15 protein-coding genes are annotated in these 17,127 nt (G+C 70.2%); 7 read left to right on the forward strand and 8 right to left on the reverse strand.

Annotated features, from left to right (window positions below):
• Positions 1-88 precede the first annotated feature (88 nt).
• Together BN1197_RS02700 and BN1197_RS02705 are read left to right on the forward strand one after the other, a co-directional pair.
• On the forward strand, positions 89-736 hold the full coding sequence (locus tag BN1197_RS02700) for a TetR/AcrR family transcriptional regulator (RefSeq protein ID WP_245851798.1): 648 nt from the start codon (positions 89-91) through the stop codon (positions 734-736).
• 392 nt (positions 737-1,128) lie between these two features.
• Positions 1,129-2,067: an NAD-dependent epimerase/dehydratase family protein gene (locus tag BN1197_RS02705; protein WP_217991141.1), complete on the forward strand. Its 939-nt coding sequence runs from the start codon at positions 1,129-1,131 to the stop codon at positions 2,065-2,067.
• A gap of 270 nt (positions 2,068-2,337) precedes the next feature.
• On the opposite strand, the gene BN1197_RS02710 is transcribed toward BN1197_RS02705, so the two are convergent.
• Positions 2,338-2,739, reverse strand: coding sequence for a hypothetical protein (locus BN1197_RS02710; protein ID WP_040156019.1), 402 nt, complete (start codon positions 2,737-2,739; stop codon positions 2,338-2,340).
• Between the two features lie 245 nt (positions 2,740-2,984).
• Between BN1197_RS02710 and BN1197_RS02715 the strand changes: the two genes are divergently transcribed.
• From BN1197_RS02715 to BN1197_RS02725, 3 genes are all read left to right on the forward strand, one after another.
• Entirely contained in the window at positions 2,985-3,578 is a 594-nt protein-coding gene (locus BN1197_RS02715; RefSeq protein ID WP_040156022.1) for a DUF4126 domain-containing protein, read from the forward strand.
• Positions 3,579-3,794: 216 nt separating this feature from the next.
• A complete protein-coding gene (locus tag BN1197_RS02720) occupies positions 3,795-4,796 on the forward strand; it encodes a DMT family transporter (RefSeq protein ID WP_052465903.1) in 1,002 nt (333 codons plus the stop codon).
• A gap of 86 nt (positions 4,797-4,882) precedes the next feature.
• Complete coding sequence (locus BN1197_RS02725; protein ID WP_040156024.1) at positions 4,883-6,952, forward strand: M3 family metallopeptidase; 2,070 nt, start codon at positions 4,883-4,885, stop codon at positions 6,950-6,952.
• Between the two features lie 212 nt (positions 6,953-7,164).
• Here the strand turns inward: BN1197_RS02725 and BN1197_RS02730 are convergent, their stop codons facing one another.
• Together BN1197_RS02730 and BN1197_RS02735 are read right to left on the reverse strand one after the other, a co-directional pair.
• A complete protein-coding gene (locus tag BN1197_RS02730; protein WP_040156026.1) occupies positions 7,165-7,761 on the reverse strand; it encodes a DUF2382 domain-containing protein in 597 nt (198 codons plus the stop codon).
• Between the two features lie 183 nt (positions 7,762-7,944).
• Positions 7,945-8,868 (reverse strand): NADP-dependent oxidoreductase, encoded by a 924-nt coding sequence (locus BN1197_RS02735; protein WP_176489708.1) that lies wholly within the window; start codon positions 8,866-8,868, stop codon positions 7,945-7,947.
• 232 nt (positions 8,869-9,100) lie between these two features.
• On the opposite strand from BN1197_RS02735, the gene cobF reads away from it, so the two are divergent.
• Positions 9,101-9,865: a precorrin-6A synthase (deacetylating) gene (gene cobF, locus BN1197_RS02740; RefSeq protein WP_040156030.1), complete on the forward strand. Its 765-nt coding sequence runs from the start codon at positions 9,101-9,103 to the stop codon at positions 9,863-9,865.
• A gap of 185 nt (positions 9,866-10,050) precedes the next feature.
• On the opposite strand, the gene BN1197_RS02745 is transcribed toward cobF, so the two are convergent.
• The 4 genes from BN1197_RS02745 to BN1197_RS17245 form a co-directional block, all read right to left on the reverse strand.
• Positions 10,051-11,730, reverse strand: coding sequence for an alpha/beta hydrolase (locus BN1197_RS02745; RefSeq protein ID WP_040156032.1), 1,680 nt, complete (start codon positions 11,728-11,730; stop codon positions 10,051-10,053).
• A 154-nt stretch (positions 11,731-11,884) separates the two neighbouring features.
• Entirely contained in the window at positions 11,885-12,433 is a 549-nt protein-coding gene (locus BN1197_RS02750) for a hypothetical protein (RefSeq protein WP_040156034.1), read from the reverse strand.
• Between the two features lie 26 nt (positions 12,434-12,459).
• Positions 12,460-12,825: a hypothetical protein gene (locus tag BN1197_RS02755; RefSeq protein WP_052465981.1), complete on the reverse strand. Its 366-nt coding sequence runs from the start codon at positions 12,823-12,825 to the stop codon at positions 12,460-12,462.
• A gap of 78 nt (positions 12,826-12,903) precedes the next feature.
• Entirely contained in the window at positions 12,904-13,554 is a 651-nt protein-coding gene (locus BN1197_RS17245) for a PepSY domain-containing protein (RefSeq protein WP_176489699.1), read from the reverse strand.
• Between the two features lie 179 nt (positions 13,555-13,733).
• Here BN1197_RS17245 and BN1197_RS02765 point away from each other — a divergent pair, with 179 nt between their 5' ends.
• A complete protein-coding gene (locus BN1197_RS02765; RefSeq protein ID WP_040156038.1) occupies positions 13,734-14,948 on the forward strand; it encodes an amidohydrolase in 1,215 nt (404 codons plus the stop codon).
• A gap of 88 nt (positions 14,949-15,036) precedes the next feature.
• On the opposite strand, the gene BN1197_RS02770 is transcribed toward BN1197_RS02765, so the two are convergent.
• Positions 15,037-17,052: an NADPH-dependent 2,4-dienoyl-CoA reductase gene (locus BN1197_RS02770; RefSeq protein ID WP_040156041.1), complete on the reverse strand. Its 2,016-nt coding sequence runs from the start codon at positions 17,050-17,052 to the stop codon at positions 15,037-15,039.
• Positions 17,053-17,127 lie beyond the last annotated feature (75 nt).

Here is a 17,127-nt window from a genome sequence, read left to right on the forward strand (position 1 = left end):
AGGTGAACAGCGTCATGATGTCTCCGCTCGTCGAAGCGTACTGATCCGTACGGTTATGAGTATTCGTACGCATCGGTACGCTGACAAGGTGAGCTCACCAAGATCAGGGTCGCGTCGGGGACGTCCCCGAGCCGCGGACGTCCCCGCACGCCAGACCGCCGTTCTGAAGGCCGCACTGACCGAGCTGCAGAGCTCCGGGTGGGGCGGGTTCACGATGGAGGCCGTGGCCCGCCGGGCGGGAGCGTCGAAGGAGACCCTGTACTCGTGGTTCGGGAACAGGGACGGCCTCGTTCGTGCGCTCATCCGGCGCAATGCCGAAAGCTCCCTGGAGACCCTCACTGCGGGCCTGGAGTCGAGCGGTTCCCTGGAGACCGTCCTGCAGCAATACGCCTACGAACTGCTGACCTTGCTCACCGGTCCCGCCTCCGTCGCGCTCAATCGCGCCGCGATGACCTCCCCGGATCTCGCACAGGCTCTGCGCAGCGAGGGTCGGCACCGCGTCGGCCCTCTCGTCGAGGCGTTCCTGGCCGAGCACACCCGCGCGGGCCGGATCGACTGCCCGGATCCGGGGGGCGCGTTCGCAGTGCTCTACGGCCTCGTCGTGCGAGACACCCAGATCGAGGTGCTTCTCGGTGCCGACCCGCCCACCGATATCCAGCGCCGAGCCCGGGCCGATGAGGCGATCACCGCTTTTCTCCGCCTCTACGCGCCCCGAGACCACCCCGACGGCGAGTGACTCGAGCCAGAGAACCGCGTCCGACGCAGGGACCGCCCGAAACTCGCGCAACAATGACCGGTCACTCACGTGCGACTTCTAACCCGCCGAGGCGTCACGCCTGGTCAGCGGCCTGCGTCCCTACCGCGCCCCGCGCGTGACCGGTCTTTGTTGCGCGAGATCTCGAGGCGCCCCCACAGCCGTGCCTCGACCCGCCTCGACCAGGCCATATGCGCCCACGTGTCGCGCCGCTGCCCTGGGCACGGCATTCTCGACACCGCTCACTGTCGGGAGCGGCCGCCGCATGATGAGCCCCCGCCCCAACCATGAGCCTCCCCGCCTGACCCCGCCGCCGCATGATGAGCCCCCGCCCCAACCATGAGCCTCCCCGCCTGACCCCTTGACCAGGAGTGATGACACCCGTGCAAACCATCCTCGGCGCGAACGGCCCGATCGGCGAGGAGCTCGCTCGCGAGCTGCATCGCCGCTTCACCCATGACATCCGCCTGGTCGGGCGCAAGCCGGCCAAGGTCAACGACGGCGACGAGTTGGTCGTCGCCGACCTCACCGACCCCGAGGCCACCGAGCGTGCCGTCGCCAGCAGCGAGATCGCCTACCTCACGGTCGGTCTCCCGATGGATTCGGCATTGTGGGAGCAGAAGTTCCCCGTCATGATGCGCAACGTCATCGACGCCTGCGCCACGCACGGCACCAAGCTCGTGTTCTTCGACAACACCTACATGTACCCGGGCACGCCCACCCCGCAGACGGAGTCGATCGCCTTCGCACCCAACGGCCGCAAGGGCCGCGTGCGTGCGCGGCTCGCGACGATGCTCCTCGACGCGATGGCCGAGGGCCGCCTGGAGGCGCTGATCTGCCGCGCACCGGAGTTCTACGGCCCGGGCAAGACCAAGAGCCTGACGAACTCCCTCGTCTTCGACCGCATCGAAGCGGGCAAGATTCCCCTCGTGCCGGTCAGCGCCCGCACCCGTCGTTCGCTGATCTGGACCCCCGATGCGAGCCGGGCCATGGCGTTGCTCGGCAACACCCCGGACGCCTACGGGCAGACCTGGCATCTGCCGATCGACCCGGACCGCATGACCTACGCCCAGCTCATCCACATTGCCGGCGAGGTCACCGGCCGACGCATCCGCTACGTCGTGCTGCCCGAGCTCCTGCTCACCCTCGGGGGCCGCGTCAACGCCCAACTGCGCGAGGTCACAGAACTGCTGCCGCGCTACCGAGGTGACAACGTCTTCGACGCTTCGGCGTTCACCGCTCGATTCCCCGACTTCCCCGTGACGACGTACCGAGAGGGCATCACCGAACTCCTCACCCGAGGCGGTAGGTGACCTCACCTCCACCGTCACAGAGGCGCTCGCCCCCGCCCGCCTGCGCGTGTCATCGGAGGGATCGCATCCCCAAGGTCGCGGGTCGCGCGCTACCCCGCGCAACAAAGACCGGTCAGTCTCTCCCACCTGATGAGGCCGTACCCCCGTGACCAGCACTGATGTCTGACGCGGCCACTGCACCTCCCCGCCTGACCGGTCTTTGTTGCGCGACATCTGCGCAGACCAGCAGGCAGCCCGTGGCGGCTCTCATCGCCACGGGCCATCTGGGTCTCACGCGCGGCGGTGACGACCGAGCAGAACTCCCACACCGGTTCCGATGGCCGCAGGCACCCCGACGAGCCCGATGACGAAAGGGGTGAGGCCGATGAAGTCGGCCGAGAGGACACCCGCATCGAGCCCCGCCACCAACCCCTGAGCCATGACGGCGCTGGCGACGCCGACCAGCACCCCGACCGCCAACCACCGCAGGAACGTCGGCCCGAAACGCGCCGACCTGCGTCCGTCGAGGAGCGACCAGAGCAGCGTGACCACGATGACGATGACGAAGGCGAGCAGGCCGGCCCCGATGTTCGCTCCGACGCTCTCGTCACCCAGGTCGACCAGCCACGCCGTGAGAGCGGCCAGTGCGACGACGACGACGGCTCTTACCACGACCGCGATGACCTCATGCATTCACCCATGTTTCCAGCCTCGACCGCCGGTCGCCGTCCGACACGCGTGACGCCGGTCGATGCGCCGTGATCCCGATTCGAACGGGGCACCCCGCAGCACCGTGCCGGGTCCCACCCCGGGAATCGACACCGCGTGTGCGATGTTGATACGGAGTCCGGGTGCGGCCCGGGCCCCGCGGCGGGTCGCCGATCTCGACTCGGTTCGCACCGATACACGGTCGGTGCGACTCACCCGATCGGAGTCACATGGGAGCCGAACTCCTCGCCTGGTCGTTCACCTCGGGCTGGGCCAGCGGCATCAACGCGTACGCGGTGGTGCTGGTCATGGGCCTCATCGAGCGGTTCTGGCAGATCACCGAGATCCCCGACGTGCTCGCCCGCACCGACGTGCTCATCGTCGCCGGGGTGTTGTTCCTGTTGGAATCCGTCGCCGACAAGATTCCGTACCTCGACTCGGCGTGGGATGCGATCCACCTCGCGGTGCGGCCGGTCGTCGGCGCGGCGCTCGGCTACCTCATCGGCGCCGAGCAGTCGACGTCGCTCGCGGCTGCTCTCGCCGCGACCGGAGGCATCACGGCGCTGCTCGCGCACCTCACCAAGGCCGGCGTGCGCGCGGGGGTCAACCTCTCCCCTGAGCCGGTGAGCAACGCCGTCGTCAGCGTCACCGAGGACGCCACGGTCGTCGGTGTCGTCGGGCTCGCCGCCGCGTTCCCGCTGGTCGCCGCAGGGATCGCCGGGGTTCTGCTGCTGGCGGGGATCGTCGTCGGGATCCTCGTGGCCAGGGCGGTCATGCGACTGCGTCGGCGCCGCCGCGACGCCGCCATGGCCGACCGGATCTGATCTTCGGGCCCCACCGCCACCCGTCGACACGCACCACGACCCCGCTACGCGCGCCGGGCGAGGCTCCCGGCGTTCCCTCGGTTCGCCACGAACGTAGAAACCAGGACCGGCCTCGCCACACCGCGTTCCGATCTGGACGTGATGTCATTCCGGGGTGATCGACACCCTCCGCCCGGCCACCTGCAAGGCCCGGGCGAACATCTCCGGGTTCCGCCCATGAAACGGCCCCCGCCGGCGGCCGCGCCCTCGCCCTCGACCGGCCCCGCTCCGCAGCGCATTCCGTGGCAGCTCAAGTTCGTTCTCCTCGCGCTCATCTGGGGATCGAGCTTTCTGCTCATGAAATTCGGTCTGCTCGCGCTCGCGCCGGTTCAGATCGCCGCGATCCGCATCTGGTCGGGGGCCCTCACCGTCCTCGTGCTGCTGCGGCTCTCGGGCGGCAGGCTCCCGCGGGGCAGGCGAGTCTGGGCGCATCTCACGGTGGCCGGCTTCTTTCTCACCGCGCTGCCGTTCACGTGTTTCGCACTCGGCGAGACCCGCGTCTCCTCGGCGCTCGCGGGCATCGGCAACTCGTTCACGCCGATCGCGATGGTGCTCGTGGCCCTCGTCCTCATTCCCGCCGAACGGGTGACCCGCCCCAAGCTGTTCGCGATCGGCCTCGGGTTCGTCGGGGTGCTCGTCATCAGCGAGTTCTGGGCCGTGCAGGCCCGCCCTGATCCCCTGGGGTTCGGGCTGACCGTCGCGGGCGGCACGTGCTACGGCATCGGCTGGCCCTACCTGCGACGACACCTCGGGCACGTCGATCTGGGAGGGCTGTCTCAACCGGCTGCCCTGCTCGTCGCCGGCTCCGTACTCGTGCTGCCGATGACGCTCGCGTGGTGGTGGCTCACCCCGCAGTTCGCGGCCCCGTGGTCGACCCTGCCCGCCGCGACACCGTTCGACGTGTGGGTCGCGATGCTCGCGACGCTCGTCCTCGGGGCCATCGGAACGGGATTCGCCTACACCCTTCAGTTCGACATCGTGCGCGCCGCGGGCACGGTCATCGGCTCGACCGTCACCTACGTCATCCCCGTCGTGTCGGTCGTCCTCGGCGTTCTCGTGCTCGGCGAGAACCTCGACGCCCCGCAGCTCGCCGGTTTCGCACTCGTCCTCACCGCGGCGCTCATCATCGGCCGCCCTGCCGCCGGCTGGCGGGCGTTGCTGCGTCGGCGCAGACGCTGACGGCCAGCGCTCCGCACCCCCCGGCCCGCACGGCACAGACTCCCCGATCCCCAACCCCCGCGCGACCCGGCGGCACGGATGGTGTCATGGCAGTCATGACCAACTCGCTGTTGCAACCCTCGGAGTTGCCCTTCGCCCTGCCCGACTACGCCACGCTCACCGACGCGGACTACCGCGAAGGCCTCGAGGCCGGCATGCGGGAGCAGTTGGCCGCCCTGCGGGAGCTCGCCGACGACCCCGAGCCTGCGACCGTCGAGAACGTCCTCCACGCCTGGGAGGCCTGCGGAGCCACCCTGGCGCGTGTCTCCCACGCGTTCTGGGTCGCCCGCTCGGCCGACACCAACGACGAGCGCGACGCCATCGCCACCGAGTTCGCGCCGCGCCTGGCCGCGCACGCCGACGCGATCATGCTCGACCCCGGCCTCTACGCGCGGCTGCGGGCCCTGCGCGAGCGCGCCGATGCCGGCGAGGTCACCCTCGACGCCCAGGACGACTTCGTTCTCACCGAGCGGATGCGCGCGTACGAACGCGCCGGTGTCGCCCTGCCCGCGGACGACCAGGAACGCCTGCGCGAGCTCAACTCCGCGCTCGCCACGGCCGAGAACGAGTTCGAGCAGCTTCTCGTCAAGGGTCGTAACGCCGCCGCGGTTCACGTCGCGCACGAGTCCGAGCTGGCCGGGCTGGACGACGACGACAAGGACGCACTGGCGCAGAACGCCCGCGCTGCCGGGCTCGACGGTTGGCTCATCCCGATCGTCAACACGACCGGCCAGCCGATCCTCGACTCCCTCGAGTGCCGCCCTCTGCGCGAGCGCATCTTCCACGCCTCGACCAGGCGTGGCCTCGACGGCGAGTTCGACACCCGGGAGATCGTGGTGCGCATCGCCCGCCTGCGCGCCGAACGAGCCGACCTGCTCGGCTACCCCCACCACGCCGCTTACGATCACGAGGACACGTGCGCCGGGTCGACGAAGGCCGTCGACGACCTGCTCGCGAGCCTCGCCCCCGGCGTCGTCGAGCTCGCCGGGCGCGAGGCCGAGACGCTGCGCATGCGCCTCGCCGTCGACGACCCCCGCGCGACCCTCGAACCGTGGGACTGGCAGTACCTCGCCGCCAGGAGCGACGCCGAAAGCGGCATCGACCCCGAGCAACTCAAGAACTACCTCGAGTACTCGACCGTGCTGACCAGCGGCGTGTTCGCGGCCGCCACCGCCCTCTACGGCATCACCTTCCACGAACGTCCCGAGCTCACCGGCTACACGCCCGACGCCACCGTCTACGAGGTGCGCGAGGAGAACGGTGACGTGCTCGGCGCGGTCGTCCTCGACCCGTACACGCGCCCGACCAAGCGCGGCGGCGCGTGGATGACCTCGATCGTCGAGCAGTCACACCTGTTCGGCGACCTGCCCGTCGTCACCAACACGTGCAACGTGCCACCGCCTGCGCCCGGCTCGCCGAGCCTCATGACGTGGGACAACGTCATCACGCTCTTTCACGAGTTCGGCCACGACCTGCACGGGCTGCTCAGCGACGTGCGGTACCCGTCCCGCTCCGGTCCCCACGTGCCTCGTGACTTCGTCGAGTTCCCCAGCCAGGTCAACGAGATCTGGGCGTTCGAGCCCTCGCTCATCCGCCAGTACGCGGTGCACCACGAGACCGGCGAACCGATGCCCGAGGCGTGGATCGACGCCCTCGTGGCCGACCGCCGCGAGCCCGCGTATCGAACGATCGAGCTGCTCAAGGCCATGATCCTCGACCAGGCCTGGCACCAGGCGACGCTCGAGGATCTCCCGGAGGACGCCTCCGGGGTCGAGGAGTTCGAGGCCGACGCCCTCCAGCGGGCCGGAGTCGCGTTCCCGCTCGTGCCGCCGCGCTACCGCTCGACGTACTTCAGTCACATCTTCGGCGGTGGCTACGCGGCCGGGTACTACTCCTACCTGTGGTCGGAGGTCATGGACGCCGACACCGTCGCCTGGTTCCGCGAGCACGGCACCCCCGAGGCGCCGAGCGGCCTGACGCGGGAGGCCGGCGAGCGGTTTCGCCGCGACATGCTCGGACGCGGAGGGTCACGCGAGGCCATGGAGACCTACTGCGGCTTCCGCGGCGCCGACCCCGACGTGCGCCACCTCCTCGCCCGTTTCGGATTGACGGACTGAGAGCTCACGGGCTCACGGACTCACCGGCTCCGCGGCAACCCGCGAGGCCGGCGCCCTCGGTGCACGCCGAAGGACGACCGTGCCCGCCTCGGGTATCCGGTCCACGCCGTGCGAGGCGTGACCGGTGTACCCGAGGCGGGCACGGTGATGTTCGGAGTTCGAGACCCGGGCGTCAGGCTCGCCTGGCCGGGCGCCGCCCAGCGACGATGACGTCAGGTCTGGTCCGCGCGCCCGCGCGGAACGTCCTGTTCGAGCACGGCTTCCTCGTGGTCGACCTGCGCGCTCACCCGCTCGGTGTCGGTGACGGTCGCACGGCTGACGCGGACGCGCTCGACGGCCACGGTCTTCAGGGTGACGACCGGCTCCTCGGCGCGCAGGACGATCTCGAAGTCACCCTCGGGCGTGCGACGCAGGTCATCGACGGCCGCGTGGTCGGTGCCCGAGTCGAGCCGCTCACCGCCGAGGGCCGGCTCGTCGGCGTAACCCATCGGGTCACCGGGAACCCCGGCCTCCGGGTCGAATCGGCCCTGGTTCGCGCCGGCGACGGACGCGTCAGCGCTCTCGTCCTCGAGGATCTCGAGTTCCTCACGACGAACCGTGACGACGACGGTGCGCTCCTCGGTGACGACTCGCTTGCGGAACGTCACCCGCCCGTACGGCACCCGTTCGGTGCGGACCCGCAGTTCCTCCTCGCGGAGGACGACGCCGTCACCCTCGTGGCGCCCCGCTCCACCCTCACCGGAACGGTCGAGGTCGGCACGATCACGGAGCGGGTCGTGCTCTCGGGGCAGGTCGTGGTCGTGAGTCATGGTTGCGCTCCTCCTCGGGCGACGATCGTGTCGCGTCGAGAGTGGCACGTCGAGACGCCACAGGCGACCGGAAGCGAAGACCGCCGAGACAGCCGTCGTTTCCGCCCCGACCGACGCCGCGATCCACGGACCGACGCCGCAGGACCGGAAACGGCTGCCGTCTCGACGGTTTGGGTGGCGGGGTCAGTCCGCGACGTCGATGACGATCTTGCCGGCGGTGTGTCCCTCCTGGCTGCGGGCGAAGGCGTCGGCGACCGCGTCGAGGGGGAAGGTCTCGACGACGTTGACGCGCAGCCTGCCCGCATCGACGAGATCGGAGAGGTAGGTGAGGTCGGCGGCATCGGGCCGGACCCACATCCATTCGCCACCGGCGCCGAGCACGTCGGGGTCGGCGATCGAACCGTGGTGCCCACCCTCGGCGAGCACGGCTGTCGTCACGTCGACGACCCCGCCGACGAAGTCGGCGACCGCGTCGACCCCGCCCGGCGCGAGCTCGCGAACGCGCTCGACGAGTCCATCTCCGTACGTCACCGGGTCGGCGCCGAGCTCACGCAGCAGGTCGTGGTTGCCCTCGGACGCGGTGCCGATGACGCGGGCGCCGAGCTCACGAGCGATCTGGACGCCCATCTGCCCGACTCCGCCGGACGCGCCGTGGATGAGCACGCTCGTGTTCGGCCCCACGCCCAGCCGGCGCAGTACCTGGTAGGCGGTCAGCCCGGCGAGCGGAAGCGCCGCGGCCTCCTCCCACGAGGCCGAACGAGGCTTGCGGGCGAGGGTGCGCACCGGCACCGACACGTACTCGGCGAACGTGCCTCCGTGAACGACGTCCTTGCGGGCGTAGGCGATGACCTCGTCACCCACCGAGAACTCGGGCACGTCGATCCCGACCTGCTCGACGACGCCGGCGACGTCCCACCCGGGGACCACCGGGAAGTAGCTGTCCATGAGCGCGTCGAGGCCGCCGCTCATGATCTTCCAGTCGACGGGGTTGACCGACGCCCGCCGTACCTTGACGAGCACCTCCCCCGGGGCGACCTTGGGCCGCAGCTGCTCGGTGACGGACAGGACCTCGGGGCCCCCGAACTGCTCGTACGTGACGGCGCGCATCGTCTCGGTCATCGTTCCCTCGCTTCGATGGAGATGTTCCGTGGTGCCCGCGTCAACCGAGGGCGACGGGGCGCCTATTCCGTGGTCGTCCTGATCGCGGCCTCGACGCCCCGCCCGGTGAACGATCGCGTGGTCTCCGGGACCCTCCGCGCACACCCGAGCCGAGACGGTTGAATGGGGTGCCGCAGGGTCACGAGCTGCTGCGAGACAACGAAGCGAGAGGAGCACGGTCGTGCGGAGGTTGCGGATCATCGGCATCGGGGTGGGAGATCCTGGATTCGTCACGGCGGATGCCGCCCAGGCGATGCGAGAACTCGACGTCGTGTTCGTCCTCGACAAGTCCGGTCCCGCGCACGAGCTCACCCTCGCGCGGCAGGCGGTCCTCGAGCACTTCGTTCCGGAGCCACCGCGCGTCGTCGTCATCCCCGACCCCCCTCGCGACCGGCAGGACCCGGACTACGAGGGCGCCGTCCACCGCTGGCGTGAGGCTCGCGTCGACGTGCTCGTCGAGGCCCTCGAGAACGAGCTTCCGAGCGGCGGACAGGCCGGCATCCTCGTGTGGGGAGACCCGTCGCTGTACGACGGAGCGATCCGCGTGGCCCGTGACCTCGTGGCGCGCGATCCGCAGATCGAGTTCGACGTCATCGCGGGCATCAGCAGCATCCACGCCCTGTGTGCGCGTCACCGCATCCCGCTCAACCGGGTGAGCGGTGCCGTGGAGATCACGACCGGCCGACGTCTCAAGGAGGCCTGGCCCGAGGGCGTCGACGACGTGTTCATCATGCTCGACTCCCACCTCGTCTGCCGCGAGTACGCCGGTGAGGAGATCGACATCTACTGGGGCGCCTACCTCGGCACCCAGGACGAGATCCTCGTCGCCGGCCGACTCGGCGAGAAGATCGACGAGATCCAGCGCCTGCGCGACGAGGCCCGCGAGCGCAAGGGCTGGGTCATGGACAGCTACCTGCTCCGCCGCAACCCGGCCGACGCGACCTGACACCCACTCGCTCGAACAGGCGGTTCGTCCCAGGACGCGGGGACGAAACCGCCTGTCCGAGCGCTTCGCGCCCTCCTGATGTCGACGTCATCGCCCGTTCCAACCCCCGCCACGCGCGTCCCTCCTCGCGCGAACAGGCGGCCTGCCCCCGGGGCAGACCGCCTGTTCGAGTGAGATCGATGAACTCAGTCGAGGGTCGTGAAGAGGTCGTGATCAGGGCGACAGATCTTGTCGGTCGCGGGCAGGGTGCCACTGATGAGGTAGTTGTTGCGGGCCTTGGTGGCACAACCGCTGGAATCCAGAGCGCCGTGTCCCCAGCCGGAGACGGTGATCATGCGCGAACCGGGTGAGAGCGCGTGCATCTGGCGGGCACCCGGGAACGGCGTGGCCGGGTCGTGCTTGGTCGTCATGACGAGGATGCCGCCGGCGGGCTTGGTCGTGAACGGCCCCTGGTAGGCGTTCTTGCCCATGGCGGGCCAGCCGGCGCACACCGACGAGCTCGAGGTCCACAGCGGCCCGAAGCCGGGTGCCCGACGGTCGGCCATCGCACCGGCCGAGATCCAGCTCCGTGCGTTGTCGGGGTTGCGCGTCTCGCTGCAGATCACGCCCTCGAACCCGGCCCACCACGACGGCGGGTACTCCTCCTCGGGCGTGGGCTCCGGCGGGTTGTAACCGATGCGGTTCGCGCGGTTCTTGCGGTCCCGCTCGGTCACACGGTCGTAGGCCCGCTTCAGCGCGGCGGCCGGCGCCTTCTTCTGCTGCGCGTCGGGCTGTTCGGCGGCGACCCGGTATTGGTGCACGAACGCCAGCAGGTCGGGGATGCCCTCGGGGTCGTAGAGAGAGCCGAGGGTGAGCGCGATGAACACGTCGTAGGTCAGCTCCATGCCCTCCTCACCGGGGGTGACGTTGACCGTCTCGTTGCGCAGGCGGGTCGTGACCGCGGCCCAGTCGTCGCGAATCGTGTCGTGCTCCCGGCACCCGCTCTCTCCCACCGCCTCGCATTCCGCGATGGCCGACATGAGCGACTCGTGCGCCCCGATGTCGCTGCGCAGTCGCGTCGTCACCGGGATGCTCGCGGATTCCCCACCGCGGCCGGTGGCCCACGCGACCGGATCGAGCACACCGTCGACGACCATCGTGCGCACCCGGGAGGGGAACATGTTGGCGTAGGTCGCACCGAGGTAGGAGCCGTAGGAGACGCCGTAGTAGTTGAGCTGCTTCTGCCCGAGCGCCTCGCGAACACGGTCCATGTCGCGAGCGACGTCGGCCGTCGTCATGTACGGCAGGATCTTCGGACGGGATTCCCGGCACAGGTGGCGCTTGAACTCGTCGACCGCGAGGAAGGGACCGATCTGCTCCTCGCGCCACGGGAACAAAACGTTGCTCTCCGGCGGCTTCTCACCCTTCTTGCCCTCACAGATCGCGAGGTCGGAGCCCCCGACGCCGCGGGGGTCGATCCCGACGATGTCGAACTGGGACCGCACGTTGCGTCCGAGGACCTGCGCGAAGATCGGCACACTGCCCACCGCCGAACCGCCTGGGCCGCCGGGGTTGACGAAGATGACGCCCTTCTTCTTGGCCTGGTTGTCGGCGGGGCGGCGCCCGATGGCGAGCGTCGTCGTTCCCTTGGAGGGGTCGGCGTAGTCGAGGGGCACCTCGAGCTCCCCGCACTGGATTCCCCAACAGCGGGTCCAACGGATGGGTGTCGGCGTGGCCGCGGCGGCCTGCGTCTGGGTCGTCGGCGCCGGCGCCGGTGTGGGCGCGGCCGACGACGTCTGGGGGCTTGCTCCGACGAGCGGCGTGGCGACGAGGGCAGCGACGCCGGCGAGAGCCGCGAGTCGCGATCGGCGGGAACAGATGACCATCTGACGACTCCTTGGCGAGGCGATCGGGAGCCCCATCAGAGCACGCCAATTCGCTGCTGTCGTGGGCGAATCGGCGAAATCAGACCCTCGCGCCGCAGGTTCATCCCCAGGTATGACGCGCGCCCTGCCGAGCGGGTCGGAAACCGCCGAAATGTCAGGCGCTCCCGGGGGTGCTCAGCGTCCAGTAGTCGTACGAACCGGAGTCCCGCAGGCTCGCGAGGTACGCCGCCGGGTTGCTCGGGTCGAGCCACACCGTGCGACCCCCGATCGGGGGGTGCTCACCGTGCGGCGCGTAGCTCGTGGTGAGCAGGACGAGGTCGACCGGGGCCAGCCAGTCGGCCTGGGCCCCGGGGGCGTCGGGGGTCTCGAGGAGCAGCGACAACTGCTTGTCGGCCTCGAGGACGACGAGCAGGCCGCGGTCGTCGGGGTCGGCCGGGTCGAACGTGCCGCGGCTCGTCGCGTCGGCGATGCGGAGCCGTTGAGCCTCCTGGGCCGCCACGTCGGCGTGCCGGACGAGCGCCTCGGCCTGCTCGTCGGCGGGGAGGGTCGACCACCCCGCGATCACCTCGTCGAGAACCTCGTCGACCGTGTCGGCGTAGACCGTGCTCGAGTCGCGCAACGTGAGGACGTGCGACCATTCGGAGCCGTCGGCTCTCGTGGGGACGTAACCGCAACACCCGGCGTGGAAGTTCCGAAAGCGCATGGGATCACTCTTCCACCCGCCTCACCTCACCGGCCGGGATGGAAGTCCCGCGGACCGGTGATCGCTGCTCCGAGCGGGGTGAGGCGGGCGATGAGACCGCGGTCGGCCGTCGCGACCGTGACGTCGTCGCCGCGTTCGGCGAGAACCCGGCACTGCGCGACGATCTCGTCGTCGCCCTCGCCGGGCGCGTGGATGGTCGTCAGCCCGTCGGTCACGCCGGCCTCGACGCCCTTGCGGGCCTGGCCCTCGACGACGAGCACGACCTGGTCGTACGGCCACTGCCCCCGCGCGAGGCCGTCGTGCAACCGGGACGCGGCGCCGGCCCGGTCGCGCCACCACCCGTCGGGAACGCTGCCCACGACGTTCGCCCCGTCGACGATGAGCACCTTCACGACATCGATCGTGCCACGCGTGCCCGAACCGAAGAAGGGCCCGGACCCGCAGCGGGTCCGGGCCACTTCACCGGGTCGTCAGAGCAGGTTGCCGCTCATGGCGTCGACCTGGACCTCGCGGTCATCGGCAGAGCCCGCGGGCAGGATGTCGAACTCGTACTGCACGCGGCCGGTGTCCTTGCCCTCGATCTTCCACTTCGTGACGGTGCCGTCCTGGCTCGACAGCGCGGTGCGGCTCGCGGCGTCGAGCGGAACGACCTTGGTGGGATCGAACGTCTTGGCCTTGGCCTCGGCCTTGTCGTCGGCGTCGATCTTCTCCCGCTTCTCCGAGAGCTTCTGCAGCGAATCGGCGTCGTACTGCACGGCGTACTTCTCGGTGTCGGAGTACAACTCGACCTTGTACTCGAGGCTGCCACCCGTGCGGGATTCGAGCTCGATCTTGCTGGGGTTGCCCGGGAACGCCTGCTTGGCGGCGGTGAGGGCGTCCTGCCACGACTTCTGGGGTGCCTGGGCGATCACGTCGCGCTTGGCGGCGCTGGAGGCGGGCGCGGCGGCGGATGACGTGGCACCGCTCTCAGTGGGGGTGCCGGCGCTGGTGGACGCGGGGGCGCTGGTGGCGGGGGCAGGCGCGGGAGCCGAACCCGAGTTCTGCTGCTGGTCACCGCCGCCGCAGGCCGAGAGGGTCAACAGTGCGGCCAGGCCGGTGGCCAGTAGGGGTGTCTTACGCATGAACATTCCTCCTTCTCTCAGATTCGGGTGAACTTCATCCCACACAAATGGACAAATACCCGATAGGGGACCGAACAAACCGGCGCCTTCACCGGTCGGGTTTGGCGTCGGCAGGTCCTGCGAACGCGCGGTGGACGCCCTCGCGGTGCAGGCTGGGGTTCGAACCGAAAGGGAGGACGATGACGATCACGGACGTGCTGTCGGGTATCGACGAGGTCACCCCGTGGCAGGAGGCGCTGTACAAGGACCTGCACCGCCATCCTGAGCTGAGCATGCAGGAGCACCGCACGGCCGAGAAGATCACCGCAGAGCTCACCGCCCTGGGCTACGACGTGCATCGGGTCGGCGGGGGCGTGGTCGGGGTGCTGGCCAACGGCGACTGGCAGACGGTGTTGTTCCGGGCCGACGTCGATGCGCTGCCCGTCGAGGAGGAGACCGGCCTGCCGTACGCCTCCACGGTGACGGCGACGACGCCCGGCGGTGCCGCGGTGCCGGTCATGCACGCCTGCGGCCACGACATGCACACCGCCGCCGCGCTCGGCGCGGCACGCCTGCTCGCCACCCACCGCGACGCCTGGGCCGGCACCTACATCGCGCTCTTCCAACCCGGTGAGGAGATCGCCGCCGGCGCACGCGCGATGGTCGACGATTCGCTGACCGCCGTCGTCCCTCGCCCCGACGTGGCGTTCGGTCAGCACGTGCTGGGCGCCCTGGTCTCCGGACACGTGGGCACGGTCGCCGGCCCCGTCCTGTCCACCGCGGTGAGCCTGCGCATCACCGTGTACGGCAAGGGGTCTCACGGGTCGATGCCTCACCTGGGCGTCGATCCGGTCCTGCTGGCGAGCACCATCGTCGTGCGCCTGCAGTCGATCGTCGCGCGAGAGATCGCGCCGGACGACTTCGGCGTCGTCACCGTGGGCAGCGTGCAAGCGGGCAACTCGGCCAACGTCATCCCCGAATCGGCGACCCTGCTGGTCAACGTGCGCGCCTACGACGATTCCATCCGTGACCACATCGTCGCCGCGATCGAACGGATCGTGCGGGCCGAATGCGAGGCCTCCCGCACACCCCGAGAGCCCGCCTTCGAGGTGTTCGACTCCTACCCGCTCACCACCAACGACACGGACGTGACGGAGAGGGTGACGGCGGCGCTCGTCGAGGCCCTGGGAGCCGGACGTGTGGAGAAACTCGCCCCGCAGACCGCGTCCGAGGACTTCTCCGTCATCCCCGACGCGTGGGGCACGCCCTACGCGTACTGGGGGTTCGGCGCGTTCACCGAGGATCAGGAGGTGCTGCCCAACCACAACCCGGGTTTCGCCCCCGCGATCCAGCCGACCCTGCGCACCGGGACCGAAGCGGCGGTGGCGGCCGCCCTGGCCTACCTGGCGCGCTGATCACGCACCGGGCCCCCAGGACCTCCCGCGACGCCCGCAACGAGCCGGCCGAGCAGTCGATCCCGGCCCGCCGCCACTCCTCGCCGATTCAGAGTTGCGCCGCGATCTCGGTGCCCTGGAGAATCGCGCGCTTGGCATCGAGCTCGGCCGCGACGTCGGCGCCGCCGATGAGCTGAGCGGTGATACCCCGCTCGGCGAGCGCGTCGCTCAGCTCCCGCATCGGCTCCTGGCCGGTGCACACGACCACGGTGTCGACGGGGATCGTGCGCGGCTCGCCGTCGAGGGTGACGTGCAGGCCCTCGTCGTCGATGCGCTCGTACGTCACGCCCGGCATCATCACGACGCCGCGGTGCTTGAGCGAGGTGCGGTGGATCCACCCGGTGGTCTTGCCGAGCCCGGCGCCGGGCTTGCTCGTGCGGCGCTGTAGCAGCGTGACCTCGCGGGCCGGGGCGGGACGCTCGGGCGTCATGAGCCCTCCGCGCTCGGCGTACGACCGGTCGATGCCCCATTCGGCGTCGAACGCGGCCGGGTCCTCCGCGCCGGAGGGGCCGGCGTGGGTGAGGTACTCGGCGACGTCGAAGCCGATGCCGCCCGCACCCATGATCGCGACCCGCCGACCCACGGGCACGTGGTCGCGCAACACCTCCAGGTAGGTGACGACGCTGGGGTGATCGATCCCCTCGACCTCGGGAATGCGCGGTGAGACGCCGGTCGCGAGAACGACGTCGTAGAACCCGGCCAGCTCGTCGACCCCCGCGCGCACGCCCAGGCGCACGTCGACACCGCTCTCCTCGAGCTCGTGGGTAAAGTAGCGCAGGGTCTCGGCGAACTCCTCCTTGCCGGGGATCTGCCGGGCGACGTCGAACTGGCCGCCGATCCGGTCCTCGGCCTCGAACAGCGTGACGTCGTGGCCGCGGCGGGCGGCGGTGGTGGCGCAGGCCAGCCCGGCCGGCCCGGCGCCGACGACCGCGACCCGGCGAGGCCGGCGGGTCGGCTCGATCGTGAGCACGGTCTCGTGGCAGGCGCGGGGGTTGACCAGGCAGGACGTGATGAGCCCGGAGAACGTGTGGTCCAGACACGCCTGGTTGCAGGCGATGCACGTGTTGATGCGTTCGGGCCGGCCGGCAGCCGCCTTGGCGATGAAATCCGGGTCGGCGAGGAAGGGGCGGGCCATCGAGACCATGTCGGCACAGCCCTCGGCGAGCACCTGCTCGGCGACCTCCGGCGTGTTGATGCGGTTGGTCGCCACCAGCGGGATGGACACCGCTCCCATGAGTTTCTTGGTCACCCAGGCGAACTCCGCACGGGGCACCGAGGTCGCGATCGTCGGGATGCGCGCCTCGTGCCAGCCGATGCCGGTGTTGATGATCGTCGCCCCGGCTTGCTCGACGGCCTGGGCGAGGCGGATGACCTCCTCGAGCGACGAGCCACCCTCGACGAGGTCGAGCATCGAGAGGCGGTAGATGATGATGAACTCCTCGCCCACCCTCTCGCGCACCCGCCGCACGATCTCCAGCGGCAGCCGGATGCGGTTCTCGTAGTCTCCGCCCCACTCGTCGGTGCGGTGGTTGGTGCGAGCCGCGATGAACTCGTTGATGAGGTAACCCTCGGAGCCCATGATCTCGACGCCGTCGTACCCCGCGGCCCGTGCGAGCGCCGCGCACCGCACGTAGTCCTCGATGGTCTGCTCGATCTCGTCGGAGGTGAGTTCGTGCGGCACGTGGGGCGAGATCGGCGCCTGGATCGCGGACGGCGCGACGAGGTCCTCGTGGTAGGCGTATCGCCCGAAGTGGAGGATCTGCAGGCAGATGCGGCTCCCCGCCTCGTGCACGGCGTCGGTGACGATGCGGTGGCCCGGTATGTCGTCCTCGGCGGTCAGGCTCGCCCCACCGGCCCAGGGGCGTCCGGCGTCGTTGGGCGCGATGCCGCCGGTGACCATGAGGCCGACGCCGCCGCGGGCGCGCTCGGCGTAGAACGCGGCGAGGCGCTCGAAACCGTCGGGCGCCTCCTCGAGACCCACGTGCATCGAGCCCATGAGCACACGGTTGGGCAGCGTCGTGAAGCCCAGGTCCAGGGGCTCGAGGAGGTGGGGGTAACTCGTCATGTACCCCACGGTAACCAAGGCGTTCGACTCCCCTGACGTGACCTGCGACACAGGCCGTCGGCCACCTCTGAACCG

This window comes from Mobilicoccus massiliensis (assembly GCF_000826525.2).
In the GTDB taxonomy this organism is placed as follows: Bacteria; Actinomycetota; Actinomycetes; order Actinomycetales; family Dermatophilaceae; genus Mobilicoccus; species Mobilicoccus massiliensis.